Below are 25,699 nucleotides of genomic sequence, written 5' to 3' on the forward strand. Positions count from 1 at the left end.
CCCCTTTTAATACACTCGTACTCTGGTCGGCCGGTTATTTGTTTTTTAACCGCCCGGCCCCGCCGGGGTGGGGGGGGTGGCGGTTTAAACCCGCCCCCGCCACTCACGAGGTCAGGCGGCGATCCTCGACAGGTGGAGATCGATCAGGGCGATCGCCTCGTCGCCGGATTGGTAGCCGAGCAGCACGGCGTCACCGAGGCCGGAAACCAGGGCCAGCAGAAGGACAGCTTCGGCGGCCGGGTCGACAGAGGGCGCGACATCACCCTCCGCCTGGGCGGCGGCGAGCAGGGCCGCCACCGCGTCGCGAAGCAGTCCGTGGCCGGTCCGGAAGTGACCGGCGATCTCCGGATCCTTGAGCGCGCGCACGAGGAAGGCGTTGGCGACCAGCGCGTCGTCCCGGCCGGCGTCGTCGAGGGGGAGCAAGGCGATCAGCAGGTCCCGGACACGGATCTCATTCGGGGCCGGAGTGGCGATGCGGTCTTCGACCGCACCACGCAAGGTGGTCGCCGCGAAGCGCAGCATCTCGTCCCGTGACGCGAAGTAGTGCTGGACGAACCCTTTCGAGATGCCGGCTTCGGCCGCGACCTCGTTCAGGCTGACCCCTTCGAGTCCTCTGTCGGCCGCGATGCGCCGGACGGCGGCGGCGATCTGCCGCCGTCGGTCCTCGTGATCGACGCGTTTGGGCACCCAATCCTCCTTTTGGCAGTCCGATCGGATTGCAAACGTCTCACCAACTGTTTACAATCCGATCGTACCGTAAAGAGGAGGGTGTGCATGAAGGTGGGCGGTTTCGCCTCGTCGGCGGCGCGAGCCGAATACGAGGCCGTGTACGAACGAGGTCTGGCGGCCTTGCCCGCGCCGGCCGGTGTCCACGACATCCAGACGGCGTTCGGGGTGGCGCGCGTGTACCGGTTCGGGTCACCAGGCGGGACACCGATCGTGCTGCTGCCCGGTCGCGCGGGCACCGCGGTGATGTGGGAACCCAACCTCGCGGCGCTGCTCCGGCACGGCGAGGTCTACGCGGTGGACCTCATCGGCGAGCCGGGCCGCAGCGAACAGACCGTGCCGATCCGCGACGGCGTGGACCAGGCCGCGTGGCTGAGCACGGTGCTCGCGGAACTCGACCTGCCGACGGTGCACCTGATCGGGTACTCGTTCGGTGGCTGGCTCGCCGCCAATCTCGCGGTACGGGTGCCGGAACGGCTGAGGTCGCTCACCTTGATCGACCCCGTGCTGACCTTCGGCGGACTGACCGCGGGACTGGTCGTCCGCGCCACGCTCGCCGCTATCCCCGGCGTCAACCGCTGGGCCCGCCCCTCGTTCCTCAACTGGATCTCCGGTGGCGCGGAGGTCGACGCCACGGATCCGGTCGCGCGGGTGATCGACGAGGGGATGCGGACCTACCGCATCGCCCTGCCGTCGCCGAGGTTGTTCTCCGACGAGCAGTTGCGCTCACTCCGGATGCCCGTGCTGGCCTTGATCGCCGGGCGCAGCGTCATCCACGATCCGGAACGCGCGGCCGCTCGCGCACGTGAGCTCCTGACGCGGGGGCAGGTCGAACTGTGGCCGTCGGCGACCCACGCCATCGCCGGCGAATCCGCGGCGGAGGTCAACACCCGTGTCCTGGAGTTCCTGGCCGACTGCGAAGCGGACTCGTGACCGCGCGCGGCAAGAACCCGACGCTGTCGTTGCTACTGTGGGACGTCGCGGTTCCTTTGGCCGCCTACTACGGGCTTCGGCTCGCCGGCCAGAGCGAGCAGGTTTCCCTGCTGGCCGGGGCGGGGTTGGCCGCGGCGCGGATCGCATGGGTCGCCGTCCGCGACCGGGCTTTCGACGGCTTCGCCGCGTTGCTGGCCGGTGTGCTCGGTGTCGGGCTCGTGCTCTCGCTGGTCACCGGTGACGCGAAATTCCTGCTGCTCAAGGAATCCTTCGCCACCGCGACCGCCGCGCTCGTGCTGTTGCTGAGCTGCTTCAGCCGCACGCCCATGGTGCTCGTCGCCGTGCGGGCCGGTTCCAGCGCGGCGAAACGCGCCGAGATCGACCGGCTCGTCGACGAAGTCCCCGCGTTCCGGCGGGTGTTCACCCGGATGTCGGCGGTGTGGGGAGTGGCGCTGTTGCTGGAGGCCGCGATCCGGGTGCCGCTGGTCTACACCTTGCCGGCCGACGTGATGAACGCGCTCAGCGTGATCCTGCTTCTCGCCGTCATCGGCGGGCTTTCGCTGTGGTCCGTCCGGTACGCCGAAAGGATCCAGCGGAAGCGCACCCTGGCCGCGTGACCTACGGGTGCCTGTCCGCCTGCTCGGCGAACACCCGCACCGCCTCGTTGATCGCCGCGCATCGGGCGTTGCGGACGGCTTCGGTCAGCGGCCGCAAGGCTTCCGCCCGCCGGAGCGCCGCCGACGAAGAGAGCGCTCCGCCCGGATCGTCGGATTCGGCGATGGCGAGGATCGCCGCGATCTCCTGGGATCGCTGGAGCACCCGCAGCGCCCGGCTGGGCATTCCGGCCGGCCAGGGGGCGTCGGTGGCCGCGCGGAGCCGTGCCGAGAGCTCCGCCCGCACCCCAGGACGTTCGCTGGCGACGTCCAGTGCCTGCAGCGCACCCGCGCTCGCGCGGATCGCGTCGGTCAGGCCGTGTTCGGCGTCGCCCAACGGGCGGTACTCGAGGACGCCCGGCATGGGCACCGAGTACACGGTCCAGCGCATGAGACCTTCGGCGATCGCCTCGGGGACCACCCCGTAGCCGAGATCCGGCAGCACCACGGCCTCGCCGGTCCGCAGCGCGGCCGCGGCGAACGGTCCGCCGCCACCGAGCCCTCGCACGTCACCGGGTACCGGGAGCAGCAGCTGCATGCTCTTCGCCCCCTGCGACCGGAGGGCGAGCAGCAGCTGGACCGGGGTCGCGGCCCGGTTGAACGCGAGCGGCAGGTCGAACGCCTCGGCGGCGGCCGCGTCCGCGGCGACGAAGTCGTGGGCTTCGCCCCAGACCTGCAGGGCGTCAAGGACGTCGTCGGAGGCCGCGGCTCCGTTCAGCCACGCCGAAGACCAGACCGCGAGGGTCGCACTAGGACGGCACACCGGACTGATTTTAGTCGTGCTTTCGGCGAAACCAGGAAATGGGCGGGTTAACCCCGGCTTGACTTCTCCTCTCTCCAGGGGGTGGACAACGACCTCGGACGGGCGCCATACCTCAAGCCTCCCGGACGGACGCCGTCGGCACATCGACCGTTCTTTCGAAGATCGATCAACCGAACGGTTGATGCGGAGCTGGAGTTGCTTCACGTCGACAGCGGCCACGCCCGCGACGTAGCGTCGAACGGGTGAACGATGTTCCCGCAAACCTGCCCCGGACCGCCGGGGACCTCCGCGCGGCGGGTCACCTGCCGCGGTCGATCAACCAAGAACTGCACGACAACCTGCTCGCCAAACTCCGTGCCGGCGAAGACGCCTGGCCCGGCATCGTCGGTTTCTCGCGCACGGTGCTGCCGCAACTGGAACGCGCGCTGCTGGCCGGGCACGACGTCGTCCTCCTCGGCGAACGCGGCCAGGGCAAGACCCGGCTGTTGCGGACCCTCATGGGACTTCTCGACGAATGGACGCCCGTCATCGAGGGTGCCGAGCTGGGTGAACACCCGCTCGACCCGATCACCCCGGAGTCGCGCCGCCGGGCCGCCGAACTCGGTGACGCTCTGCCCGTGACCTGGCGCCACCGCGACGAGCGGTACACGGAGAAGCTGGCCACACCGGACACCTCGGTCGGTGACCTCATCGGCGACGTCGACCCGGTGAAGGTCGCGGAAGGCCGCAGCCTCGGCGATCCCGAGACCATCCACTTCGGACTCGTCCCGCGTGCCCACCGCGGCATCGTGGCGATCAACGAGCTGCCGGACCTCGCCGAGCGGATCCAGGTCGCACTGCTGAACGTGATGGAGGAACGCGACATCCAGGTGCGCGGCTACACCCTGCGCCTGCCGCTGGACGTGCTGCTGGTGGCGACGGCCAACCCCGAGGACTACACCAACCGCGGCCGCATCATCACCCCGCTCAAGGACCGGTTCGGTGCCGAGATCCGCACCCACTACCCACTCGACGTCGAGGCGGAGATCGCCGTCGTCCGGCAGGAGGCGCGGCTGGTCGCCGAGGTCGGCGAGCCGTTGCTGGAGGTGCTCGCCCGGTTCGTGCGGAATCTGCGCGAGTCGCCCGCGATCGACCAGCGGTCCGGTGTTTCGGCCCGGTTCGCCGTCGCGGCGGCGGAAACGGTCGGCGCCGCCGCGCTGCGCCGGTCCGCGCTGACCGGCGAGGAACCCGCGGTGGCGCGCCCGGTCGATCTCGACGCCGTACCCGCCGTCCTGCGCGGCAAGCTCGAATTCGAGCCGGGGGAGGAGGGACGCGAGACCGAACACCTCGTGCACCTGCTGCGCCGGGCGGTCGCGGAGACGGCCCGCTCGCGGTTCGCCGGACTGGACCTGCTGCCGCTGGCCGACGCCGTCGAGTCCGGGCATCTGGTCGCCACCGGAGAACGCGTGCCCGGCAAGGACGTCCTCGCCGCGCTGCCGGAACTGCCGGTGCTGCACGACGTCGCGGCGCGTGCGGGCGTGGCCCCCGACGAACCGGCCGGGCGGATCGCGGCGGCGGTCGAGCTGGCGCTGGAATCGCTGTTCCTGTCGAGGAGACTCGCCAAGGATTCCGACGACTCGACGACCGTCTACGGCCGATGAGTTTCCCGCCGACGTACTTTTTCCCGCGGAGGCGGCGATGACACAGCCGGAGGGCTATTCGTACGGGCCGTGGCACGACGGCCCGGATCCGCTGGCGCCGCCCGCGGATCTGCGGGACGCGCTCGACGAGATCGGCCGCGACGTCATGGCGGGCGCCTCGCCCCGGTCCGCGCTGGAAGAGCTGCTGCGGCGCGGCACCCCGCGCACCGCCGGGCTCGACGAGCTGACCAGACGGCTCTGGCAGCGCCGGTCTGAGATCCAGCGGCGGCACCGGCTCGACGGCACGCTCCAAGAGGTCCAGCGGCTTCTCGACCAGGCGCTGGAGGCCGAGCGGCGCGAGCTGTTCCCCGACCCGGACGACGACGCCCGTTTCCGTGAAGCACAGCTGGACGCGTTGCCGCCGGGGACGGCCGCGGCGGTGCGCGAACTCGCCGAGTACGACTGGCGTTCGCGAGAAGGCAGGGAGAACTACGAGAAGATCCGTGACCTGCTCGGCCGTGAGCTCCTGGATTCCCGTTTCGAGGGGATGAAGGAGGCACTGCGGAACGCGGGGCCGGAACAGGTCGAGCAGGCGAACCGCATGCTCGCCGACCTCAACGACCTCCTGGCCGCACATGCCCAAGGTCGTGAGGACGTCCCGGAGCGGTTCGCGGAGTTCATGCGTCAGCACGGCGAGTTCTTCCCGGAGCACCCGAAGAACGTCGAAGAGCTGATCGACGTCCTCGCCGCTCGCGCCGCGGCCGCGCAACGGATGCTGAACTCGATGACCCCGGAACAGCGGGCCGAACTGGCCGAACTGTCACAGCAGGCGTTCGGCGACCCCAGGCTCGCACAGCAACTGTCCACTTTGGATGCCCAGCTGCGGGCGTTGCGGCCTGGTGAGGATTGGACCTCCTCGGAACGCTTCCGTGGCAACGATCCACTGGGCCTCGGTGAGGGTGCCCGGGCGATGTCCGATCTCGCCGAACTGGACGCGCTGGCCGAACAGCTCGGCCAGTCGTATCCCGGCGCAAGGCTGGAGGACATCGACGTCGACGCGCTGAGGCGCCAGCTCGGGCCGGACGCCGGTGTCGACGCGCGGCGGCTGTCCGAACTGGAACGCGAGCTCCGGCGGCAAGGACTTTTCGAACGTGCTCCCGATGGCACGCTTCGCTTGTCTCCCAAGGCTTTGCGAAGGCTGGGCGAGACGGCGCTCGCGGACGTCGTACACGCGCTGCGCGGCAAGACCGGGCAGCGGGAGACCGAGTCCGCCGGCGCCGCGGGCGAGCCGACCGGCGCGACCAGGCCGTGGCGGTTCGGGGACATGCAGCCGTGGGACGTCTCCAGGACGGTCCGCAACGCCGTCCTGCGCTCGGTTTCGGTGGGGGAGCGATCGGTCCGGATGGACGTTTCCGACGTCGAGGTGATCGAGACCGAGCACCGGTCGCGCGCGGCGGTGGCGTTGCTCGTGGACACCTCGTGGTCGATGGTGCAGGAGGGCCGCTGGCTGCCGATGAAGCGGACGGCGCTCGCGCTGCACCAGCTGATCAGCACCCGGTTCCGCAACGACGCCCTCCAGCTGATCACGTTCGGCCGCTACGCGACGTCGGTCGAACTGGCCGAACTGGTGGGTCTGGAAGGCGCTTGGGAACAGGGCACCAACGCCCATCACGCCCTGCTCCTGGCCGGACGGCATCTGCGGCGGCACCCCGACGCGCGGCCGGTGGTCCTGATGGTCACCGACGGCGAGCCGACCGCGCACCTGGAACCGGACGGATCGGCGGAATTCGACTACCCGCCCCAGCCGAGGACACTGCTGAAGACCCTGTCCGAGGTGGACCGGATGGCGAAGCTGGGCGCGTCGGTGACGGTGTTCCGGCTCGGGGACGACCCGCGCCTGACGGAGTTCGTCGACCTGCTCGCCCGCCGCTCCGGTGGCCGGGTGGTCGCTCCCGATCTCGACGGGCTCGGCGCCGCCGTGGTCGGCGACTACCTGCGGACCAGGAGGCGCTGAACTCACCTACGCTGAGCCGATGGGGTACTCGGTGGGGAAGGTCGCGGCGCTCTCGGGCGTCACCGTGCGCACGCTGCACCATTACGACGAGATCGGCCTGCTGTCCCCGAGCGGGCGGACGGCCGCCGGGTATCGCAGCTACAGCGACGACGACCTCGACCGGCTCCAGCGCGTCCTGTTCTACCGGGAGCTCGGGTTCGGCCTCGAGACGATCGCGAAGATGATCGAAGACCCGGGCGTGGACGCGCTGGAGCACCTGCGGCGTCAGCGCGCGCTGCTCGCCGACCGGATCGGCGAGCTGACGCGGATGGCCGAATCCGTCGAGCGGGTGATCGCGGCGAAGGAGGTCGGGAGCGCGCTGACCGCGGAAGAGCGGTTCGAGGTCTTCGGCGAGTTCCGCGAGCCGGAGGGCTACGCGGAGGAGGCCGTCCGCCGGTGGGGCGAGACCCCGCAGTGGCGGGCGGCGGCCGTGCCGCGGTCCAAGGAGGAATGGCTCGCAGCGGAGAAAGCCCGGGAGGACTGGGTCCGGCGGTTGCTCGCCGTCTTCGACTCCGGCGCGCCCGCCGACAGCTCCCCGGCGATGGACCTCGCCGAGGAACACCGCCGGATGCTCGCGGCGTTCATGGGTGACTGCGACCTCGCGACGCACCGTGAGCTCGCCGGGCTGTACGCGACCGAACCGGTCCAGCTCGGCTTCCTGGTGCGCGAGCCGGACCAGCGGCCGGGCCTCGGCGAGTACATCCGGGACGCCGTCCACGCCAACGCGGACCGGGCAGCCGGATAGGGGATCCGGTTACTCCGGCCGTGTTCGTCTCCCACCGGGCGGGAACGGCGCGGCGGCTCCGCTTACAGTCGGGGTATGCAGACTTGGTCATCGGTCGACGTGCCCCGTATCCCCGGCACCCCCCGTCCGCTGCGGCTCCACGACACCGCGACGGGACAGATCCGTCCCACCGCGCCCGGGCCCACCGCCCGGATGTACGTCTGCGGCATCACGCCGTACGACGCCACCCATCTGGGGCACGCGGCCACGTACCTGACGTTCGACCTGGTGAACCGCCTGTGGCGGGACGCCGGGCACGAAGTCCACTATGTGCAGAACGTGACGGACATCGACGAGCCCCTGTTGGAGCGCGCCGAGCGGGACAAGGACGACTGGGTCGTCCTCGGCATGCGCGAGACGGCGCTGTTCCGCGAGGACATGACCGCGTTGCGGGTGCTGCCGCCGCGGCAGTTCGTCGGTGCCGTCGAGAGCATCCCGGAGATCGTCGAGGTCATCGCGAAGCTGCTGGCCAACGGTAGCGCCTACCGCGCGGACGACGCGGAGTACCCGGACATCTACTTCGACCACAACGCCACCGGGCACTTCGGTTCCGAGTCGAACTACGACGCCGAGACCATGGCGAAGTTCTTCGCCGAACGCGGCGGCGACCCGGACCGCCCCGGCAAACAGCACCCGCTGGACGCGCTGCTGTGGCGGATGGCGCGCCCGGGCGAGCCGTCGTGGGAGTCGGAACTGGGCGCGGGCAGGCCCGGCTGGCATATCGAGTGCAGCGCGATCGCGGTCAACCGGCTCGGTCTCGGTTTCGACGTCCAGGGCGGTGGCTCTGACCTGATCTTCCCCCACCACGAGTACAGCGCCGCGCACGCGGAGGCGGTCGCGGGGGACAGGCCGTTCGCACGGCACTACGTGCACGCCGGGATGATCGGCCTCGACGGCGAGAAGATGTCGAAGTCGCGCGGGAACCTCGTGTTCGTTTCGCGTCTGCGGGCCGACAAGGTCGACCCGGGCGTCATCCGGCTCGCGCTGTTCGCCGGCCACTACCGCGAGGACCGGCCGTGGACCGCGCAGCTGCAGACGGACGCCGAAGCGCGGCTGGCGCGCTGGCGTGAAGCGGTCTCCCTCGGCACGGGCCCCGCTGCGGAGGACACCGTCGCGCGTCTGCGCGACCACCTCACCGACGACCTCGACACGCCCAAGGCGCTCGCGGCCGTCGACGCCTGGGTGGAGCAGGCGCTGAACCGTTCCGGCACCGACCCGGCCGCGCCGGGGCTGATCCGCAACGCGGTCGACGCACTGCTCGGCATCGAGCTCTGAAAACCACTGCTGGGGCGGACGAAAGCCGCCCCAGCAGTGTGTATAACGCCCTACACGGCGACGCGACCGGCTTCCAGCCGGAGGTGGTCACCCGCCCAGTCCCGCCGCAGCCATCGATCGTGAGAAGCGATGACGACGGCACCCGGCGCGGAATCGAGCGCGGTGAACAACTCCTCGGCCAGGGTGAGCGAGATGTGGTTCGTCGGCTCATCCAGCAGGAGGACCTCCGGCGGGTCGGCGATGAGCAGCGCCAGCGCGAGCCGTCGCCGCTGCCCGACCGACAACGCGCCCACCCTGGTCCCGAGATCGCGCGGGGCCAGCAACCCCAGCCCGCGCAACGGGGGAGCGTCTTCGCCGAGGGCTTCGGCGTAGGTCCGTTGAGCTGTCTTCTCCGGCTCGGCGAACGCGACGTCCTGTGCCAGCAGGCCGATGCGCACCCCGCGTCCGGAAAGGACGGTCCCGGAGTCCGGGGTCAGCGCGCCGGCGAGGACGGACAGCAGCGTCGATTTCCCGGCGCCGTTGCCGCCGGTGATCAGGAGCCTCGACGTGGTCGTGACGTCCAAGGTCGCCAGCCGCAGCCGTCCCGCGATCTCGATGTCCCGCACCGAGATCGCCGTCTTCCCCTCGCCGGGCGCGCCGGTCAGATCGCCCTGGAACCGCAGCGGCGCGGGCGGCTTCCGCACCTGGTCGCGTTCCAGTTCGTCCAGCCGCAGCTGGGCGTTGCGGACCCGGCGTGAGATCTGCTTCTGCACCCTCCCGGTCTTGAAGTCGTAGAGCATCTTGGCGTTGTCGCGCTGCGGCCGGTTGTGCGCGACGTCGCGCGCGGTGACGGCCACGGATTCACGCAGTTCCTTGAGCTCGTCCTGTTCCTCGGCGTAGCGCTGTTCCCAGCGCGCCCGTTCGGCCCGTTTCCGGTCCAGGTAGTCGGAATACGTGCCGCCGTACCGGGTCGGGCCGCCCAGCGCAGGGTCGAGGTCGACGATGTCGGTGCACACCGCGTCCAGGAACACGCGATCGTGCGACGACAGCACGACGACGCCGGTCAGCGAAGCGAGATGCTGTTCGAGGAACTCCATCGCGGCGTCGTCGAGATGGTTCGTCGGCTCGTCCAGCACGAGGGTGCCCGGCCGCCGGATCAGCAACGCGGCGAGGCCGAGCCGCGACCGCTGGCCGCCCGACAGCGTGCCCAGTTCGCGCGCCGGGTCGATCCCGCCCAGCCCGAGCCCGGCGCACACGACCTCGGCACGCCGGTCGGCGTCCCACAGGTCGTGGGCCTGGGCCCATTCGAGCACCGTGCCGTACTCGTCGAGCACGGCGGCGTCGTCCGGCTGCCGAGCGAGCGCCTCGGTCAGTTCGTCGAGTCTCGCCGACGTTCGCCGGATCTCGGCGAGCGCGTCGTCGATGACGTCGGAGAACCTCGCTGTCAGCGGGAAAGGCAGCTCCTGCAAGAGGAATCCGAGGTCGTCGCCCCGGAGCACCTCGCCACCCTGCGGCTCTTCGACACCGGCCAGCAAACGCAGGAGCGTGGACTTGCCGACGCCGTTCTCGCCGACCAGTCCGAGCCGTTGCCCGGCCGAAGCGGTCAGATTCACGCCGTCGAGAACGACGCGGGCGCCGTAGGAGTGGACGAGGTCCTTGGCGATCAGGGAAAGAGACATACGACATCACCGTGCTTCTTCGGACAGGGAACCCCCGCCGGGCTTCGTGGCTTACGGGAGCGGTGCTCGACCGAAGCCGCCTCGGAGCGGGGAAGGCGCGATGTCAGTTGTCCATGATGCGCACAGTCTAACGCAACACCTGTAGCGTTAGTCAACCCCTGTTTTCGGAGCGCAGGCGGGCGGCCTCGTGTTCGGCGAACGCGCGCCCGTCGGTCAGGACGCCGAGCAGTGCGGCGAGCTGGCGCCGGTCGAGCTTGCCGAGGCGGTCGCCGAAGAACCGGGCCATGGGGGAGTAGAGGTCGGCGACGTCGTCGAGCCGGTCGGGGAGCGGGCGGATCGCGAGGCGGCGACGGTCGGCGGGATCGGGGACGCGCTCGACCAGTCGCCGCTCCTCCATGCGGTCGAGCATCCGCGTCACCGCGCCGGTGGTCATGCCGAGCGCCCGCGCCAGCTGGGTCGGCGAGGTCGCGGCACCGCTGATGACCAGCTGGAGCCCGTGCAGCTCGGTGGGACTGATCCCGAGCCGTTCCGCCATGGCCGTCTGGAACAGGACGGTCGCGCTGACGAAGCGGGGGATCTCCAAAGCCGCCGCGGTGGCGAGTTCTCGCTGGTCAGGCATGTGCTTCCCTGGGGCAGTAGTTGAGCTGGGCAGTTGCTGTCCTGTGCAGCAACTGCTTCGGCAAGGGTATCCGGAGCGTGACTCGCGTGTCCGGGCGCGGTATTCGCGTGATTGAGGGCGGAACTCGCGTGATCGGAGGCGGAACTCGCCGGGTGGGCTCCATGGCGCGTCTTGACTTACGGACGGCCGCCTGTGAACCTGAAAGAGGACTTTCGAAAGATGTCTTTCAGATTGGATCGGGCGATGACCGGGTTGCCGCCGCGCAAGCGGATCGAAGACGTCGAGCTGATGCGGGCGTTGGCGCATCCGCTGCGTTCGGCGCTGGTGGACCACCTCATGGCGGTCGGCCCGCGGACCGCGAGTGAATGCGCGGCTGCCGTCGGCTCGACCGCCTCGAACTGCAGCTGGCATCTGCGTCAGCTGGCGCGGCACGGTCTCGTGGAGCGGGTCGAAGGGGAGGACGGGCGGGAGCGGCCGTGGCGGGCGTGCCAGGTCGGCATCGAGTTCGGTGACGACCCGGAGCTGCGAGGGGCGCAGCTGGCGGTCGTGGGGACGACCCTCGCGCGGGAGAAGGAGCTGACCGAGCGCTACCTCGACGCCGCCGACCGGCTCGGCAAGGAGTGGCGGGACGCGTCGGGGATCAACAACTACTCGCTGCGGGTGACCGCCGGCGAGCTGGACGAGCTGGTCCAGCGGATCGACGCGCTCGTGCGGCCCTACGTCGGCGCGATCCGTGAAGACGCTCCAGCGGAAGCCCTCCCGGTCCACTTGGGACTGCGGGCGTTCCTCCGCATCGACGCCGAGGGGAAGCCGAGCAGATGAAACCGTTGAGGGATCCCGCGTTCGCGCGGTTGTGGATCGCCGCCTTCTTCTCCGAGACCGCCGAGTGGATGCTGCAGATCGCGTTGCCGGTGTTCGTCTTCCAGGCGACCGGTTCGGCGGCCACCACGGCGTTGAGCATCGTCCTCGGCCTTGTCCCCGCGGTGATGCTGAGCCCGGTGGCCGGCGTGATCGCGGACCGCTGGAACCGGCGGCTGGTGCTGTGCGTGGTGTGCGCCGGACAGGCGTTCGTGGCGCTGCCTCTGCTGTTCGTCGCGTCCGGCGGCCCGGTCTTCGTGATCTACGGGGTGATGGCCGCGCAGGCGGGTCTGGCTTCGTTGTTCGAGCCCGCACGCAACGCGCTCGTGCCCGAACTGGTCCCTCCCGGCGAGCTGATCGGCGCCAACGGCCTGATGAGCATCAACGGCAGTGTCGCGCGGCTCGCCGGCGGCTGGGCGGGCGGTCTCCTGCTCGGATTCGGCGGTCTGGGCTGGGTCGTGGTGGCCTATCTCGGCGTACTGGTGATCGGGTCGGCCCTGCTGGCGCGTCCGTTCCGGCGGGTCGCCGCGCCGAAACCGGCCGGACCGCACGAACCGGTGTTGAGGGCGTGGCTCGACGGGCTCCACGAGATCGGCCGCGAAGGGCGCCTTCGCCTCGCCGGTGTCGTCGTGGTGCTGACGTCGCTGGCGCAGGGGATGTTCCTGGTGCTGTTCGTGGTCTTCGTGCTCGACATCCTCGACGGCACCGAAGGCGACGTCGGCTTGCTTCGCGGCGTACAGGCGCTCGGCGGGCTGGCCGCGGGATTCGCCGTCGCCACCGTTGCCCGGAAGGTCGCCCCCGCCGCGCTGCTCGGTTGGGGAGGGCTCGCGCTCGGCCTGTTGTCGGCGGTGATCTGGAACCTGCCCGCGCTGACCGCGTCACTGGGCGTCTTCCTCGGGCTTTTCGGTCTGGTCGGCGCCCCCGGGGTGCTCGCCGGATCCGGGCTGCTCTCGCTGGTCCAGACCGCCGCGTCACCGGAACGCTCCGGCCGTGTGCTGAGCACCGTGTTCGCCGGGACCGCGGGCTTCACCGCGCTGGGGGCTCTGCTGACGGGCTGGCTGCTGGACGTGCTGGGCACGGGGGTCTTGCTGAACGTGCAGGCGGGTCTGCACACCGTCTCGGCGTTGATCGTGCTGGGTGTGTCGGCGTCGGGCAGGCTGCGCGCCGACGCGATTCCGGCGGTTCCCCGGACCGGGTGAAGCTACGGTGGTGGAGTGCCGCATCTCTTCGCCACCAGCGACCTCCACGTCACCCATGAGGGCAACGCCCCGCTCGTCGACGAGGTCGTCCCCCGTACCCCCGACGACTGGCTGCTCGTGGCCGGTGACGTCGCCGAACGCGCCGAATCCGTGATCGGGGTGCTCAAGACCTTGCGCGAACGCTTCGCGAAGGTCGTCTGGGTACCCGGAAACCACGAACTGTGGACCACCCAGAAGGACGAATGTCAGCTGCGCGGACAGGCGCGCTACGAGCATCTGGTCGAACGCTGCCGCGAGATCGACGTCCTCACCCCGGAGGATCCGTACCCGGTGTGGGAGCACCAAGACAAGCCGCTGACGATCGCCCCGCTGTTCGTCCTGTACGACTACAGCTGGCGGACCCCGCTCGCCGACGGGCTGCCGATGCTGACGGCCATCGAGCAGGCGCGCGAAGCAGGCGTGCTGTGCACGGACGAGTTCTTCCTGCACCCCGATCCGTATCCCAGCAGGCAGGCGTGGTGCGCCGACCGGGTGAAGATCAGCACGGAACGGCTGGAGGCGATCCCCGAGGACCACGGGACGATCCTCATGTCGCACTGGCCGCTGCACCGCCACCCGACCGAACCGCTGTACTACCCGGAGTTCGCGCTGTGGTGCGGGACGACCGAGACCGAGGACTGGCATCTGCGGTTCCGTGCCGAGGTCGCCGTCTACGGGCATCTGCACATCCCGCGCTCCACGGAGGCGGACGGCGTGCGGTTCGAGGAGGTCTCGCTCGGCTATCCGCGTGAGTGGCGGAAGCGGGCACGGGGGCCGATCCCGCTGCGGCGCATCTTCTGACGCCTCGTGAGTGGCGAGGACGGTTCTAACCGTCCTCGCCACTCACGAGGCCGGAGGTTCAGCCGCGGCCGGGACCGTCCTGGCCGGGGCGGCGGCGCCGCAGGTACCGCTCGAACTCGGCCGCGATCTTGTCCCCGCTGACGTCGTCCAGCGTGAACTCGGTCTCCGCGTCGCCGCGCTCCTCGAGCCCCCGGACGTACTCGCTGATCTCCTCGTCCTCCTCGGCCATCTCGGTGACCGTCCGCTGCCACTCCTCAGCCTGCTCGGGAAGGGCACCGAGCGGGATTTCGACGTCGAGGACGTCCTCGAGTTTGTGCAGCAGCGCCAGCGTGGCCTTGGGCGACGGCGGATGCGAGACGTAATGCGGCACGGCCGCCCAGATCGAGACCGCCGGGACACCCGCCTGCACGCAGTAGTCCTGCAGGACCCCGACGATGCCCGTCGGTCCCTGGTAGTTGTTCAGCTCCAGCCCGAACTGCGAAGCGGTGTCCTTGTCGTACGCCGTCCCGGTGACCGGGACGGGCCGGGTGTGCGCGGTGTCGGCCAGGAGTGCGCCGAGGGTGACGACGGTGGAGACTTCCAGTTGCTGGATCTGCTCCAGCAGCTCGGCGCAGAAGGCGCGCCAGCGCATATTCGGTTCGGGCCCCTGGACCAGCACGATGTCCCGGCTGAAGCTCTCCGGGCGGCACACCGACAGCCGCGTGGTCGGCCAGTCGACCCGCCGGGTGACGCCGTCCACCATGCGCACGGTCGGTCTGCTGACCTGGAAGTCGTAGTACTCGTCAGGACTCAGCTCGCTCAGTGGGGTCGCATCCCAGTTGAGCTGGAGATGCTCGACCGCCCGGCTGGCCGCGTCACCTGCGTCGTTCCATCCTTCGAAGGCGACGATCATGATCGGCTTGGTGTCATCCGGGTGGTCGCGGCCGGGCCGCTGGGTCTCGTCGACGGGCTCACTCACCGGACCAGCCTACGACCAGGCGGCCGTGCGCCGTTGGGCATGTCCGGTGGTGTTTCGCGGGGACGAATCGCGCGGAGTCGGAACAATGTGACATTTCGGGCAGCTACCTGACCGTCGACGTGAATCCGTCTCGGCTACCGTGGGCTTTGGAAGGCCTGACCGAACGTGAGGGGGAGCCGTGACCGAACCGTCCACACCGGACGGACTAGCCGCCGTGCTGTGGGACATGGACGGCACGCTGGTCGACTCGGAGAAGCTGTGGGACGTCGCGCTCTACGAGGCCGTCGAAAGCCTCGGCGGCACCCTGACCGAGGAACAGCGCCTGAGTCTCGTCGGGTCCAATATGGACGACACGGCCGCGTTCCTGCTCGAAGTGTGCGCCAGGCCCGTGACGCCCGGGTCGATCGCGGAGATGGGGCAGTGGATCCGCCGCCGCACGGCCAACCTCTTCGACGGCCCGCTTCCGTGGCGTCCCGGCGCGCAGGAGCTGCTCGAACTGTTGCGCGCCAACGGTGTCCCGATGGCACTGGTGACCTCCACCGAACGGTCGCTGACCGAACTCGCGCTCAACACCATCGGCCGCGAGTACTTCGCCGCCACGGTCTGCGGTGACGAGGTCGATGGTCTGAACAAGCCGGACGCGAGGCCGTATCAGCTGGCCGCGGAGTTGCTGGGAGTCCCGGCTTCTCGGTGCGTCGCGATCGAGGATTCACCGCCTGGCGCGGCTTCCGCGGCCGCGGCGGGCTGCACGGTGGTGGTGATCCCGAACGACGTCGACGTCGAGCCGGGGGAGCGGCGGGTGTTCCGCTCGTCGCTGGTCGGGCTCGACGTGCCGGCGCTGACCGCGCTCCTGCCCTGACCGCCATGTCGCATTTCCGCTAGACCGCGCCCGGTGCGGTCGGTGATGCTGGCCTGGTGCATGAGGATTTCGAGCGCTGCGTCCGGGCGGTCCAAGCGAAGGACGCCCGGTTCGACGGCTGGTTCTTCACCGCCGTCCTGACGACGCGGATCTACTGCCGGGCGAGCTGCCCGGTCGTCCCGCCCAAGCCGGAGAACATGACGTTCTACCCGAGCGCGGCGGCCGCGCAGGAGGCCGGTTTCCGTGCCTGTAAACGGTGCCGTCCGGACGCCAGCCCCGGGTCGCCGCGGTGGAACGAACGCGCGGACCTGGTGGCGCGGGCGATGCGGCTGATCGCCGACGGCGTCGTCGACACCGACGGCGTGAGCGGGCTGGCCGCCCGGCTCGGCTACAGCGTCCGGCAGGTGGAGCGGCACGTGCGCGCCGAACTGGGCGCGGGCCCGCTCAGCCTCGCCCGTGCGCAACGGGCGCAGACGGCGCGGCTGCTGATCGAGACGACCGGCCTGTCGATGATCGACGTCGCCCTCGCCGCGGGGTTCGGCAGCGTCCGGACCTTCAACGACACGGTCCGCGAGGTCTTCGCCCTGTCCCCGACGGAACTGCGGGCCCGCGTCCGCACCGCGCCGTCGACCGCGCCCGGGACGCTGAACCTGCGCCTGCCGTACCGGAAGCCGCTGTTCCCGGACAACCTCTTCGGGCATCTCGTCGCGACCGGCGTCCCCGGCGTCGAGGAGTGGCGCGACGGCGCGTACCGCCGCACGCTGCGGCTCCCGCACGGCGCCGCCGTCGTCGCGCTCAAACCGGAAGACGGCTACATCGGCTGCCGGCTCACCCTGTCGGATCTGCGGGATCTCTCGACCGCGATCAGCCGCTGCCGCCGTCTGCTCGACCTCGACGCCGACCCGGTCGCCGTCGACGACGCGCTGGCCGCCGACCCGCTGCTGGGGCCGCTCGTGGCCGCCGCGCCGGGCAGACGGGTGCCGAGGACGGTCGACGGTGACGAGTTCGCCGTCCGCGCGGTCCTGGGGCAGCAGGTCTCCACCGCGGCCGCCCGCACGCACGCCGCCCGGCTGGTCCTCGCGCACGGTGACCCCGTCGACGATCCGGACGGCGGGCTCACCCACGTCTTCCCGGACGCCGCCGCGCTCGCGGAGATCGACCCGGAAAGCCTCGCGATGCCGCAGAGCCGCAAGCGGACCCTGCTCGGCCTCGTCGCCGAACTGAACGGCGGGGAACTCGATCTCGGCACGGGAAGCGACTGGCAGCGCGCCCGCGAACGGCTGCACGCGTTGCCCGGCTTCGGCCCGTGGACCGTCGAAAGCATCGCGATGCGCTCGCTCGGCGACCCCGACGCGTTCCTGCCCACCGATCTCGGCGTCAAGGTCGCCGCGAAGGGGCTCGGGCTCGGCCCGGCCGCGTTCGCCGCGCACGCCGAACGCTGGCGTCCGTGGCGCGCCTACGCCGTCCAGCACCTCTGGGCGACCGGAGACCACCCGATCAACCGGCTGCCCGCCGCCTGACTTCCCGAGGAGCGCCATGCGCACGCACACCGTCATCGACAGCCCTTACGACCAGCTGACCCTGGTCGCGGACGGCGAGAGCCTCTGCGGGGTGTACATGGTCCGGCAGCGGCACCGCCCGGCCGAGGAGAGTTTCGGCCATCCGGACCCGGGCGCGCCGATCTTCGTCGACACCGAGAAACAGCTGAAGGAGTACTTCGCCGGACAGCGGAAGGAATTCGATCTCCCGCTGAGCTTCGGCGGCACCGAATTCCAGCGGATGGTCTGGGAAGGCCTGCTCGGCATCCCATATGGCGAGACGGTTTCCTATGGTCAGCTCGCCGACCGTCTCGGCAGGCCCAGCGCTTCGCGCGCGGTCGGGCTCGCGAACGGGAAGAACCCGATCGGCATCATCGTGCCGTGCCATCGTGTGATCGGCTCCAACGGCGATCTCACCGGTTACGGCGGCGGTGTCGAACGGAAACGGCACCTGCTCGACTTCGAACGGGGTGGCGCCGCGCTGTTCTGAAGTGTGATGCGAGCGGCAACACACCGGCCCGGGGCAGCGCGGCGCGGGCGCGGATGGAAGGATCTCCAGACCGTGAAGACCTTCGATGAGCTGTTCGCCGAGCTTGCCGAGCGCGCCCGCACGCGCCCTGACGGTTCCGGCACCGTCGCCGCGCTGGACGCGGGAGTGCACGCACAGGGCAAGAAGGTGCTCGAAGAGGCGGGCGAGGTGTGGATCGCCGCCGAGCACGAATCCGACGAAAGGCTCTCCGAAGAGATTTCACAGCTGCTGTACCGCGTACAGGTGCTCATGCTCGGCCGAGGACTGTCGACAGAGGACGTGTACCGGTACCTGTGACGCCTTCGCGTCCGGAGAACCAAGGAGAAGCAATGCTGCGTGTCGCCGTGCCGAACAAGGGAGCCCTCGCCGCCGCCGCGTCGGAGATGCTCGGAGAGGCCGGCTACCGCAAGCGACATGAGGCCCGCGACCTGACCGTGCTCGACACGGTCAACGAGGTCGAGTTCTTCTTCTTGCGTCCCAAGGACATCGCGATCTACGTCGGATCCGGCGAACTGGATCTCGGCATCACCGGCCGCGACCTCGCGCTCGACTCCGGTGCCCCGGTCGAGGAGATCCTCGGCCTCGGCTTCGGTGGTTCGACCTTCCGCTACGCCGCGCCGGCGGGCCGGGAGTGGCGGGCCGAAGACCTGCAGGGCAAGCGGCTCGCGACGTCGTACCCGCGGCTCGTGCGCGAAAACCTGAAGCAGCACGGGGTGGAGGCGGAGGTCATCCGCCTCGACGGCGCCGTCGAGATCTCGATCCAGCTCGGCGTGGCCGACGCCATCGCGGACGTCGTCGAGTCGGGACGGTCGTTGCGCCAGCACAACCTCGTGGCCTTCGGGGACCCGATCTGCGTGTCGGAGGCGGTGCTGCTGCAGCGGGCGGGCACCGAGCACACCCGGCCCAAGGACCAGCTGAAGGCACGGCTGCAGGGTGTCGTGTTCGCCCAGCACTACATGATGCTGGACTACGACTGCCCGCGGTCGCTGCTCGACGCGGCCATCTCGATCACGCCGGGTCTCGAGTCGCCGACCGTCGCGCCGCTGGCGGACGAGGACTGGGTGGCCGTGCGGGCGATGGTGCCACGCAAGGAGGTCAACCGGATCATGGACGAACTCGCCGAGACCGGCGCCAAGGCCGTCCTGGCTTCGGACATCCGGGCCTGCCGCCTCTAAGACCTCGTGAGTGGTAAGGACGGTTAGAACCGTCCTTACCACTCACGAGGTCAAGGTGTCAGCGGGGCCGGTTGGGCTTTTTCGGCATCAGGTCGTAGAGCTTCTTCCGCGCTCCGTTGTCCTTCGCGCTGCGGGTCACCGAGACCTCGGTGATGAAATCCTCGAAGACGAATTCCTCGTCCGCGGGCACGATCGCCGCGGCCGGATGGTTGCGCAGGTAGCCGTCCAGCGTCTCCGCGATCTCCCGGAACGACAGTGCCTGCAGCGTTTCCGGTGCGTACGTCGTCACCGGCACGCCGTGCGCGGCGGCTTCGTTCATCACGACACCGAGCGGGACGTGCGACAGCATCGGGATCCCGAACGCGTACAGCTCCTGCAGCGCCGCGGCCGCGTAGTGCGAGATCGGGCGACGGTACAGGCCGGGAACGAGACCGTAGTAGGCGATCGGCGGACGGCCGACGGTCTGTTCGACGTAACGCACCTGGTCCGAAAGCAGGCGAAGGGCGCGGATGCTCGTCCGGTCCGGCTGCACCGGCACGAGGATCCCGTGCGAAGCGGCGAGCGCGTTGTTGGTCAGCACGTCGAGCGCGGGCGGGCAGTCGATGACGATGTGGTCGTAGTTCGCGAACTGGATGACCCTGGCCAGCTGCCAGCCGGGCACCCGGAACTGGTCCAGCCGCCGGATCAGGTCGAACATGCCCGGCGAGGTCGGGATGACGTCGAAGGCGCCGCCCCGCCCGAGGTTGCTGCGCGGATGCCGGACGACGAGTTCCTCGATCGGGCCCTTCCACACCTTGGTCAGGGCTTTCGCGAGGCTGGGCATGTCCGGCGCCACCTCGTCCAGCCCGAGGAGTTCGGTGGTCGCGTGGCCTTGTGGGTCGAGGTCGATCAGCAGCACCCGGCGGCCGCGTTCGGCCAGTGCGGCCGCCGCGCCCACGCTGAGTGAGGTCTTGCCGACCCCGCCTTTCTGGTTGACCACCGAGGTGATCTGCATGCCGAAGCGCTCCCTGTGTCTGTTGTTCCGGGAAGGCTATTGGAAACCCGCCGAGAAAGCGCGTCTATCAGCCCGCCTGTCGCGGTCGCACCAGCAACGCCTGTGCCCCGGAGGCGATCGGCCCCGACGCGTCGTGCAGTGTCGTCGTCGCCGTGCCGATCCCGTTCGGGCCGACCAGGGTGGCCGCGTCGACGCCGATCCAGTCGCCGAGAGGCGGGCGGCGGAGGTGCACCGTGAGCTCGGAGTTGATGAACCACCACTCCCGCGGGTCCAGGAAGTTCGAGATCCCGTTGCCGGAGTCCGCCAGTACGAACAGGCGCTGCAGCGGGCTCGGCTTCTCCCCGTCGACGAGCGCGACGCGCTGCCTGCCCCAGACGGTCGCGGGGCCGGGTTCGTCCAGCGCGCCCTCGACACGGCGCCATTCGACGGCTTGCAGATACCCGCCGTGCCAGCCTTCCGGCCAGGTCGACGCGGGCAGACCGTCCGGCGACGGCAGCGCGGGACCTTCCGCGGTGGCCACCGCGGTGGTGTCCGATGTCGCGATACGCCACGCCGAGGCGCGGGCGACGACCCGTTCGCCGTGGGAGAGCTCGGCCGTCAGCCACTCGACCGACCGGCCCGGGCGTTCCACCCGGGCGCGTACCGACAGCTCCTCCAGCGGAGCGGGCCCGAGGATCTCGACCGTCACTCGCGCCAGCTGGCTCGCGTGGGGCGCCTCGACCTCTTCGAGCGCGCGGACGAGCAACGCCGAGGGCGGCCCGAAGTGCTGCGCGTCCGGGGTCCACGGGCCGGCGGTGTGCGGGGTCGGGAGGAAGAGGCCGTCGCCGGACGGCACGTAGAACGCTTCTGTCACGAACGCACCCTAATCCGCACGGTCCAATACGGACTCTTCGCCGGGATCCGGCTCCGGCCAGCCGGGGTACGGCGGGGGAGTGCCGCCGTACTGCGGGCAGAGCGCCTGATGGTCGCACCACGCGCAGAGTTTGCTCGGATTCGGCCGGAAATCGCCGGTCTTGCCCGCTTTGAGGATCGCCTGCCAGATCGCCTCCAGCGTGCGCTCGAAACGGATCAGCTCGCCCTCGTCGGGTGTGTAGGCCAGTGACTGCCCGTCGGTGAGGTACATCAGTTTCAGCTGGCGCGGCACGACACCGCGGAGCCGCCAGAGGACCACGGCGTAGAACTTCATCTGGAACATCGCCTTGGCCTCGCCGATCTCGCGGGGCGCGGCACCGGTCTTGTAGTCGACGACGCGGATCTCACCGGTCGGCGCCACGTCCAGCCTGTCGACGTAGCCCCGGAGCAGCACTCCGGAGCCCAGCTCGATCTCGACGTGCAGCTCGCACGCCTCCGGCTCCAGGCGACGCGGATCCTCAAGGCCGAAATAGGTGTCGACGAGCTGCTCGGCCGACGAGAGCCACGACGTGACGGCGTCGGGATCATCCTGATCGAACAGCTCGATCCACTCCGGACGTTCCGAAGACAGCTCCTCCCACGCCGGCGCGAGCAGCTCTTTGGCCTGCGGAGGGGTGCGATCGGCCTGCGGAAGGGAGAAGAGGCGCTCCAGCACGGAATGCACCAGCGTGCCGCGCAGCTGGGCCTTCGTCGGGATCTCGGGCAGTCTGTCGACCGCGCGGAAGCGGTAGAGCAGCGGGCACTGCTTGAAGTCGCTGGCACGCGACGGGGACAGGGCCGGCCGACGGCGCGGGACTTCGGCGCCGGGCGGCGGATCGGCGGTGACCGTGTCGGTGTCGGGCATGCAAGGAGCGTATCGCCGGGCACCGACAGTTTCGGGACCGCAACGCACCGGAGCGGCATGACCGACACCACCCGGACGGGAAGGGCGGGTTACCGGCAGCCCACACCAGGGCATCTACGCTTCGACACATGGCGGTGACGGGTGAGCAGGGCCCGCCTCGACGAGGCGCGGCACCAGAGGGTGGGCTCCTGCTGTTCCGGGTCTCCGGGATCCCCGTGCTGCTGGCCCCTTCGTGGTGGATCGGCTCCCTGATCATCGTCGTGCTCTACACGCCGCTGGTCGGCCGGATCCTGCCCGGTGTCACCACACTGACCTCTTGGCTGCTGGCGGCGGCGTTCGCGGTCCTTCTCGGACTTTCGGTGCTCGCGCACGAACTCGGCCACTGCCTGGTCGCGCTGCGCCTCGGCATCCCGGTCCGGCGGCTGCGGCTGTTCCTGCTCGGCGGTCTCTCCGAGGTCGCCAGGACTCCCCGCCAGCCTCGGCAGGAAGGGCTCGTCGCCGCCGCGGGACCGGTGGTTTCGTTGCTGCTCGGCGGATTCTGCGGGCTGCTGATGTTCGCCGTCCCGCCGGAAAGCGCCGCGTGGCTGCTCATCGCCGAATGCGCCGTCGCGAACTTCGCCGTCGGGATCTTCAACCTCCTTCCCGGCCTCCCGCTCGACGGCGGCCGTCTGGTCCGCGCCGGGGTCTGGGCGGTGACGGGCCGCCGTGAGAAGGGCACGCGGGCGGCGGTCGTCGGCGGTGGAGTCGTCGCCGCCGGGCTGGTCGTCTGGGCGCTGTGGGGTTTGGCGGCGGGCAGCGAGGACCGTTGGCTCCGGCTCGGTGTCTGCGTCGTGACAGCGTGGTTCGTGGTCCTCGGCGCGCGAAGCGAGCTCGCCGCCGAAACGCGCCGAGGGTGGCCGGAAGGCGTGCGGCTCAGCGAACTCATCCGGCCCGTTCTCCAGCTTCCCGCGGAAAGCCCCGTTTCGGACGCGCTGGCCGCTTCGGCGGGCCGCGGAGTGGTCCTGGTGCGCGCCGACGGCGTCGCCGCCGGGCTGCTCGACGAGACGGCCGCCGCGCAGCTGGCAGGCACGTCGCCGCACGCGCCCGCGGAGATGGCCGCGGAGCCGATCCGCGCCGACACCGTGCTGCTCTCCTCGGAGTCGGGGGAGGAGATCGCCGAGCGGGTCAGGGAAACCGCCGCGTGGCAGTTCCTCGTCGTGGACGACGAAGGCAGGCCCGCCGGGGTGCTCCGGCGTGAAGACCTGCGCGCCGCGATGACCCGGAGCCGACCCCCGGCGTAGCGCGGCGGGGCCACCTGCGAGGATCGGTCGTCCCGTCCGAGGCACTCTTTCCCGCCGAGGACGGCATGGGCTCAGCAGTTCGCGGGTATGGAGGTTCAGTGTCGGTCCGAGGGCCGTTTCGTGTTGGTGACCGGGTTCAGCTGACCGACTCCAAGGGGCGGCACTACACCATGGTGCTGGCCGAGGGACAGCAGTATCACACCCACCGTGGCGCGCTGGCGCACGACGACGTGATCGGCGCGCAGGAGGGATCGGTCGTCACTTCCGCAGGCGGCAGCCATTATCTGGCGCTGCGCCCGCTGCTGCCGGACTACGTGTTGTCGATGCCGCGCGGCGCGCAGGTGATCTACCCGAAGGACGCCGCGCAGATCGTGATGTGGGGCGACATCTTCCCGGGGGCGCGGGTGCTCGAAGCCGGCGCCGGCTCCGGCGCGCTGACCTGCTCGCTGCTGCGGGCGGTCGGTTCGGAAGGCACCGTGCAGTCCTACGAGATCCGGGACGACCACGCCGAGCACGCCGAGCGGAACGTGGAGAAGTTCTTCGGCCACAAACCGGACAACTGGTCGCTGACGGTCGCGGACCTGTCGACGCACACCGGCGAGGTCGACCGTGTCGTCCTCGACATGCTGGCGCCTTGGGACCAGCTGGAGACGGTCGCCGCGCATCTGGTGCCCGGCGGCGTGCTCACGGTCTATGTGGCGACGGTCACACAGCTTTCGCGGATCACGGAAGCCTTGCGGGATCAGCAGTGCTGGACCGAACCGGAGTCGTGGGAGACCCTCATGCGGCCGTGGCACGTCGTGAGTCTCGCGGTGCGGCCGGACCACCGGATGGTCGCGCACACCGCGTTCCTGCTGACGGCGCGCCGTCTGGCGGACGGGACCGTGTCGCCCCGGGTGCACCGCCGGTCCGGCAAGGGCTAGCGAGACGCGCCGTTGCGAAAGCCACTTTTGCAACGTTGAAGGTTGCGAAAGTGGCTTTCGCAACACGGTCCCGGAGATTTCAGGGCACGCACCACTTGCCGTCGCGCTTCTTCAGCGGGAACGGCGTGTCCTTCTGGCCGCCCGCACCCTCGACGTGAACGGTCACGGAGGCGGAATCTCCGCGGACCGCGGGCGGCTCCGGGAGGGTCGCGGTGACCTTCCCGGCCGCCGCCCACTTCCGGCCGAGCTCGGCGAGATCGGCCGAGGACTGCTGAACGCAGGTGAGCTTCCCGAACGCCGTCGCGTCGTGGTTGACGATGGCCGCGGCGATCGCCTTGCCGACCACCTCGACCGCCGCCACGTCCGGATCCACCGGAACCGGACGGGACGAACTCGGCCCCGGCGAGGGCGTGACACTGCTCGACGCGGCCGGGTCGGAACCGGACGGGGCCACCAGGAGCAGCCCCACCACGACCCCGGCCACGACCGCGCCGCAAACCACCGCGACGGCGGTCAGCTTGTGGCTCACCGTCACGGGCAGGTCACTTCTTGTCGGCCTTGATGTCCTTGAGGCACCACAGATCCGATTCCTTGGCCGCCGTGATCGTGCCTTCCGCCATCTTGGTGCCCTGGGTCGCGCGGTAACGCCCGGTCGCCCGGTCGCCGCTTTCCTTGGCGGGCTCGATGATCTCGAGCTTGATGGGGTCGAGCGGCTTGCCCTCGTCCTTGGTGTTCTCGCTACGGCAGATCAGGTCGAGGAACGTCTTCTTGTCACCCGCGCTGTACGAGGTCGCGGCGCTTTCGAAGACTTCCTGCGGCGAGGCCTTGCCGCCCGGCGCCGGACCGGAGCTCTTGGTCGACGACGTGCTCGGCGAGCTGGACCTGGTGCGCGTCGAGCTCGGCTTCTGCGACGAGGACGGGGCCTCCGACGGGGCGGCGCTGCTGGAGGGCGGCGCCGCGACCGGGTTGTCGTCGCCGGAGTTCAGCGCGATGACCAGCGCGGTCACCCCGCCACCGACCAGCACGACCGCGCCGATCGCGATACCGACGATCAGACCGGTCTTCTTTTTCTTGGGTGGCTCTCCGCCGCCGTAACCGCCTTCCTGCGGGTACGCGTTGAAGCCGCCCTGCTGCCCATACGGATCCGGCTGGCCGAACTGCTGCGTGCCACCGGGGTATCCCTGCTGGGGCTGAGGACCGCTCTGCGGGTAACCACCCTGCTGCTGGCCGTACGGGTCCTGCTGTCCGTACTGGCCGGCACCGGGGTATCCCTGTTGCGGCTGGGGGCCGCTCTGCGGGTACCCGCCCTGCTGGCCGTACGGATCCTGTCCGTAGCCGCCGGGCTGCTGCGGCGGGTAAGTCATGGCTGGTGCCCCCTAGCTGTTCTGCGAAAATGCTCAACATGACCTGCGGGTCCGCCTCCCCGGCGAACGTCGGCCCGATGCTAGCCATCGAGCCGGATCGCCGCTCGATTAGGGCCGAACTGAGACCGGAAACCCGTTTGCACCCGGACGGAGCCGGGTATTCCGTCGCAGGTCAGGCCAGGTGGACGGATTGTGACCATGAGTGCACCGGACCCGGCACCGGGATGGCCTCTTGCGCGGCGCGAAGGTACGTGCTGGCGGGCCGTCCGGAACGCGACGCGCCGATCTTGTGATGCGGAAAGGCCTTTTATTGTCGGTGATCGCCGGTACCGTGGAATGAAAA

Annotated in this window: 26 protein-coding genes; 16 read left to right on the top strand and 10 right to left on the bottom strand. The window is 70.2% G+C overall.

The features are described from left to right. Positions 1 to 111: 111 nt before the first annotated feature. On the bottom strand, positions 112 to 687 hold the full coding sequence (locus tag ACFWIW_RS22990; protein WP_378370306.1) for a TetR/AcrR family transcriptional regulator: 576 nt from the start codon (positions 685 to 687) through the stop codon (positions 112 to 114). An 87-nt stretch (positions 688 to 774) separates the two neighbouring features. Here ACFWIW_RS22990 and ACFWIW_RS22995 point away from each other — a divergent pair, with 87 nt between their 5' ends. Both ACFWIW_RS22995 and ACFWIW_RS23000 read left to right on the top strand, forming a co-directional pair. Then, on the top strand, positions 775 to 1,659 hold the full coding sequence (locus tag ACFWIW_RS22995) for an alpha/beta fold hydrolase (protein WP_378370307.1): 885 nt from the start codon (positions 775 to 777) through the stop codon (positions 1,657 to 1,659). After that, the gene (locus ACFWIW_RS23000; RefSeq protein ID WP_378370308.1) at positions 1,656 to 2,276 is read left to right on the top strand and encodes a VC0807 family protein; all 621 of its coding nucleotides are present in this window, start codon (positions 1,656 to 1,658) and stop codon (positions 2,274 to 2,276) included. The genes ACFWIW_RS22995 and ACFWIW_RS23000 overlap by 4 nt, the downstream gene beginning before the upstream one ends. A gap of 1 nt (position 2,277) precedes the next feature. On the opposite strand, the gene ACFWIW_RS23005 is transcribed toward ACFWIW_RS23000, so the two are convergent. Beyond that, entirely contained in the window at positions 2,278 to 3,075 is a 798-nt protein-coding gene (locus tag ACFWIW_RS23005) for a hypothetical protein (protein WP_378370309.1), read from the bottom strand. A 242-nt stretch (positions 3,076 to 3,317) separates the two neighbouring features. Here ACFWIW_RS23005 and ACFWIW_RS23010 point away from each other — a divergent pair, with 242 nt between their 5' ends. The 4 genes from ACFWIW_RS23010 to mshC all read left to right on the top strand — a co-directional run bounded on the left by ACFWIW_RS23010 (position 3,318) and on the right by mshC (position 8,806). Then, on the top strand, positions 3,318 to 4,715 hold the full coding sequence (locus tag ACFWIW_RS23010) for an ATP-binding protein (protein ID WP_378370310.1): 1,398 nt from the start codon (positions 3,318 to 3,320) through the stop codon (positions 4,713 to 4,715). A gap of 37 nt (positions 4,716 to 4,752) precedes the next feature. Continuing rightward, positions 4,753 to 6,708 (top strand): hypothetical protein, encoded by a 1,956-nt coding sequence (locus ACFWIW_RS23015; RefSeq protein WP_378370311.1) that lies wholly within the window; start codon positions 4,753 to 4,755, stop codon positions 6,706 to 6,708. A 19-nt stretch (positions 6,709 to 6,727) separates the two neighbouring features. Next, positions 6,728 to 7,492 carry a MerR family transcriptional regulator gene (locus tag ACFWIW_RS23020; RefSeq protein WP_378370312.1) on the top strand — a complete coding sequence of 255 codons (765 nt, stop codon included), beginning with the start codon at positions 6,728 to 6,730 and terminating at the stop codon, positions 7,490 to 7,492. Between the two features lie 75 nt (positions 7,493 to 7,567). Further along, positions 7,568 to 8,806 (top strand): cysteine--1-D-myo-inosityl 2-amino-2-deoxy-alpha-D-glucopyranoside ligase, encoded by a 1,239-nt coding sequence (gene mshC / locus ACFWIW_RS23025; RefSeq protein ID WP_378370313.1) that lies wholly within the window; start codon positions 7,568 to 7,570, stop codon positions 8,804 to 8,806. A gap of 50 nt (positions 8,807 to 8,856) precedes the next feature. On the opposite strand, the gene ACFWIW_RS23030 is transcribed toward mshC, so the two are convergent. Together ACFWIW_RS23030 and ACFWIW_RS23035 are read right to left on the bottom strand one after the other, a co-directional pair. Beyond that, positions 8,857 to 10,464: an ABC-F family ATP-binding cassette domain-containing protein gene (locus tag ACFWIW_RS23030; protein WP_378370314.1), complete on the bottom strand. Its 1,608-nt coding sequence runs from the start codon at positions 10,462 to 10,464 to the stop codon at positions 8,857 to 8,859. 151 nt (positions 10,465 to 10,615) lie between these two features. Then, on the bottom strand, positions 10,616 to 11,083 hold the full coding sequence (locus ACFWIW_RS23035) for a MarR family winged helix-turn-helix transcriptional regulator (protein WP_378370315.1): 468 nt from the start codon (positions 11,081 to 11,083) through the stop codon (positions 10,616 to 10,618). Between the two features lie 243 nt (positions 11,084 to 11,326). On the opposite strand from ACFWIW_RS23035, the gene ACFWIW_RS23040 reads away from it, so the two are divergent. Genes ACFWIW_RS23040 through ACFWIW_RS23050 form a run of 3 tightly spaced genes read left to right on the top strand, consistent with a single transcriptional unit; the run spans position 11,327 to position 13,980 of the window. Then, complete coding sequence (locus ACFWIW_RS23040; RefSeq protein WP_378370405.1) at positions 11,327 to 11,905, top strand: ArsR/SmtB family transcription factor; 579 nt, start codon at positions 11,327 to 11,329, stop codon at positions 11,903 to 11,905. Beyond that, complete coding sequence (locus tag ACFWIW_RS23045; protein WP_378370316.1) at positions 11,902 to 13,140, top strand: MFS transporter; 1,239 nt, start codon at positions 11,902 to 11,904, stop codon at positions 13,138 to 13,140. The genes ACFWIW_RS23040 and ACFWIW_RS23045 overlap by 4 nt, the downstream gene beginning before the upstream one ends. A gap of 15 nt (positions 13,141 to 13,155) precedes the next feature. Then, positions 13,156 to 13,980 (top strand): metallophosphoesterase family protein, encoded by an 825-nt coding sequence (locus tag ACFWIW_RS23050; RefSeq protein WP_378370317.1) that lies wholly within the window; start codon positions 13,156 to 13,158, stop codon positions 13,978 to 13,980. Between the two features lie 58 nt (positions 13,981 to 14,038). Here the strand turns inward: ACFWIW_RS23050 and ACFWIW_RS23055 are convergent, their stop codons facing one another. Next, positions 14,039 to 14,938: a PAC2 family protein gene (locus ACFWIW_RS23055; RefSeq protein WP_378370318.1), complete on the bottom strand. Its 900-nt coding sequence runs from the start codon at positions 14,936 to 14,938 to the stop codon at positions 14,039 to 14,041. Between the two features lie 178 nt (positions 14,939 to 15,116). Here ACFWIW_RS23055 and ACFWIW_RS23060 point away from each other — a divergent pair, with 178 nt between their 5' ends. The 5 genes from ACFWIW_RS23060 to hisG all read left to right on the top strand — a co-directional run bounded on the left by ACFWIW_RS23060 (position 15,117) and on the right by hisG (position 19,039). Continuing rightward, on the top strand, positions 15,117 to 15,797 hold the full coding sequence (locus tag ACFWIW_RS23060; protein ID WP_378370319.1) for an HAD family hydrolase: 681 nt from the start codon (positions 15,117 to 15,119) through the stop codon (positions 15,795 to 15,797). 56 nt (positions 15,798 to 15,853) lie between these two features. After that, positions 15,854 to 17,317: a DNA-3-methyladenine glycosylase 2 family protein gene (locus tag ACFWIW_RS23065; RefSeq protein ID WP_378370320.1), complete on the top strand. Its 1,464-nt coding sequence runs from the start codon at positions 15,854 to 15,856 to the stop codon at positions 17,315 to 17,317. Positions 17,318 to 17,333: 16 nt separating this feature from the next. Beyond that, positions 17,334 to 17,825, top strand: a complete 492-nt coding sequence (locus ACFWIW_RS23070) for a methylated-DNA--[protein]-cysteine S-methyltransferase (RefSeq protein WP_378370321.1) — start codon at positions 17,334 to 17,336, stop codon at positions 17,823 to 17,825. A 72-nt stretch (positions 17,826 to 17,897) separates the two neighbouring features. After that, positions 17,898 to 18,161, top strand: a complete 264-nt coding sequence (locus tag ACFWIW_RS23075) for a phosphoribosyl-ATP diphosphatase (RefSeq protein WP_378370322.1) — start codon at positions 17,898 to 17,900, stop codon at positions 18,159 to 18,161. Positions 18,162 to 18,193: 32 nt separating this feature from the next. Next, a complete protein-coding gene (gene hisG / locus ACFWIW_RS23080) occupies positions 18,194 to 19,039 on the top strand; it encodes an ATP phosphoribosyltransferase (RefSeq protein WP_378370323.1) in 846 nt (281 codons plus the stop codon). 58 nt (positions 19,040 to 19,097) lie between these two features. Here the strand turns inward: hisG and ACFWIW_RS23085 are convergent, their stop codons facing one another. The 3 genes from ACFWIW_RS23085 to ACFWIW_RS23095 form a co-directional block, all read right to left on the bottom strand. Then, positions 19,098 to 20,033, bottom strand: coding sequence for a ParA family protein (locus ACFWIW_RS23085; RefSeq protein ID WP_378370324.1), 936 nt, complete (start codon positions 20,031 to 20,033; stop codon positions 19,098 to 19,100). 67 nt (positions 20,034 to 20,100) lie between these two features. Next, complete coding sequence (locus ACFWIW_RS23090; protein WP_378370325.1) at positions 20,101 to 20,886, bottom strand: thioesterase family protein; 786 nt, start codon at positions 20,884 to 20,886, stop codon at positions 20,101 to 20,103. Between the two features lie 9 nt (positions 20,887 to 20,895). Next, positions 20,896 to 21,789, bottom strand: a complete 894-nt coding sequence (locus ACFWIW_RS23095; RefSeq protein WP_378370326.1) for a RecB family exonuclease — start codon at positions 21,787 to 21,789, stop codon at positions 20,896 to 20,898. 128 nt (positions 21,790 to 21,917) lie between these two features. Between ACFWIW_RS23095 and ACFWIW_RS23100 the strand changes: the two genes are divergently transcribed. Together ACFWIW_RS23100 and ACFWIW_RS23105 are read left to right on the top strand one after the other, a co-directional pair. Next, a complete protein-coding gene (locus tag ACFWIW_RS23100) occupies positions 21,918 to 23,069 on the top strand; it encodes a M50 family metallopeptidase (RefSeq protein ID WP_378370327.1) in 1,152 nt (383 codons plus the stop codon). A gap of 98 nt (positions 23,070 to 23,167) precedes the next feature. Then, positions 23,168 to 23,992, top strand: a complete 825-nt coding sequence (locus tag ACFWIW_RS23105; RefSeq protein WP_007035384.1) for a tRNA (adenine-N1)-methyltransferase — start codon at positions 23,168 to 23,170, stop codon at positions 23,990 to 23,992. A gap of 79 nt (positions 23,993 to 24,071) precedes the next feature. Here the strand turns inward: ACFWIW_RS23105 and ACFWIW_RS23110 are convergent, their stop codons facing one another. Together ACFWIW_RS23110 and ACFWIW_RS23115 are read right to left on the bottom strand one after the other, a co-directional pair. After that, positions 24,072 to 24,527 (bottom strand): hypothetical protein, encoded by a 456-nt coding sequence (locus ACFWIW_RS23110; RefSeq protein WP_378370328.1) that lies wholly within the window; start codon positions 24,525 to 24,527, stop codon positions 24,072 to 24,074. 7 nt (positions 24,528 to 24,534) lie between these two features. Continuing rightward, complete coding sequence (locus ACFWIW_RS23115; protein WP_378370329.1) at positions 24,535 to 25,356, bottom strand: hypothetical protein; 822 nt, start codon at positions 25,354 to 25,356, stop codon at positions 24,535 to 24,537. Positions 25,357 to 25,699: the final 343 nt, after the last annotated feature.

Origin of the sequence: Amycolatopsis sp. NPDC058340 (assembly GCF_042723975.1) — a bacterium.
GTDB lineage: Bacteria > Actinomycetota > Actinomycetes > Mycobacteriales > Pseudonocardiaceae > Amycolatopsis.

What these genes read in the sequence shown, in the direction of transcription:
- ACFWIW_RS23115 (WP_378370329.1), bottom strand. Translation starts at nt 25,356, where the DNA reads ATGACTTACCCGCCGCAGCAGCCCGGCGGCTACGGACAGGATCCGTAC.
- ACFWIW_RS22995 (WP_378370307.1), top strand. Translation starts at nt 775, where the DNA reads ATGAAGGTGGGCGGTTTCGCCTCGTCGGCGGCGCGAGCCGAATACGAG.
- mshC (WP_378370313.1), top strand. Translation starts at nt 7,568, where the DNA reads ATGCAGACTTGGTCATCGGTCGACGTGCCCCGTATCCCCGGCACCCCC.
- ACFWIW_RS23015 (WP_378370311.1), top strand. Translation starts at nt 4,753, where the DNA reads ATGACACAGCCGGAGGGCTATTCGTACGGGCCGTGGCACGACGGCCCG.
- hisG (WP_378370323.1), top strand. Translation starts at nt 18,194, where the DNA reads ATGCTGCGTGTCGCCGTGCCGAACAAGGGAGCCCTCGCCGCCGCCGCG.
- ACFWIW_RS23030 (WP_378370314.1), bottom strand. Translation starts at nt 10,464, where the DNA reads ATGTCTCTTTCCCTGATCGCCAAGGACCTCGTCCACTCCTACGGCGCC.
- ACFWIW_RS23085 (WP_378370324.1), bottom strand. Translation starts at nt 20,033, where the DNA reads ATGCAGATCACCTCGGTGGTCAACCAGAAAGGCGGGGTCGGCAAGACC.
- ACFWIW_RS23100 (WP_378370327.1), top strand. Translation starts at nt 21,918, where the DNA reads ATGGCGGTGACGGGTGAGCAGGGCCCGCCTCGACGAGGCGCGGCACCA.
- ACFWIW_RS23040 (WP_378370405.1), top strand. Translation starts at nt 11,327, where the DNA reads ATGACCGGGTTGCCGCCGCGCAAGCGGATCGAAGACGTCGAGCTGATG.
- ACFWIW_RS23070 (WP_378370321.1), top strand. Translation starts at nt 17,334, where the DNA reads ATGCGCACGCACACCGTCATCGACAGCCCTTACGACCAGCTGACCCTG.
- ACFWIW_RS23020 (WP_378370312.1), top strand. Translation starts at nt 6,728, where the DNA reads ATGGGGTACTCGGTGGGGAAGGTCGCGGCGCTCTCGGGCGTCACCGTG.
- ACFWIW_RS23045 (WP_378370316.1), top strand. Translation starts at nt 11,902, where the DNA reads ATGAAACCGTTGAGGGATCCCGCGTTCGCGCGGTTGTGGATCGCCGCC.
- ACFWIW_RS23095 (WP_378370326.1), bottom strand. Translation starts at nt 21,789, where the DNA reads ATGCCCGACACCGACACGGTCACCGCCGATCCGCCGCCCGGCGCCGAA.
- ACFWIW_RS23035 (WP_378370315.1), bottom strand. Translation starts at nt 11,083, where the DNA reads ATGCCTGACCAGCGAGAACTCGCCACCGCGGCGGCTTTGGAGATCCCC.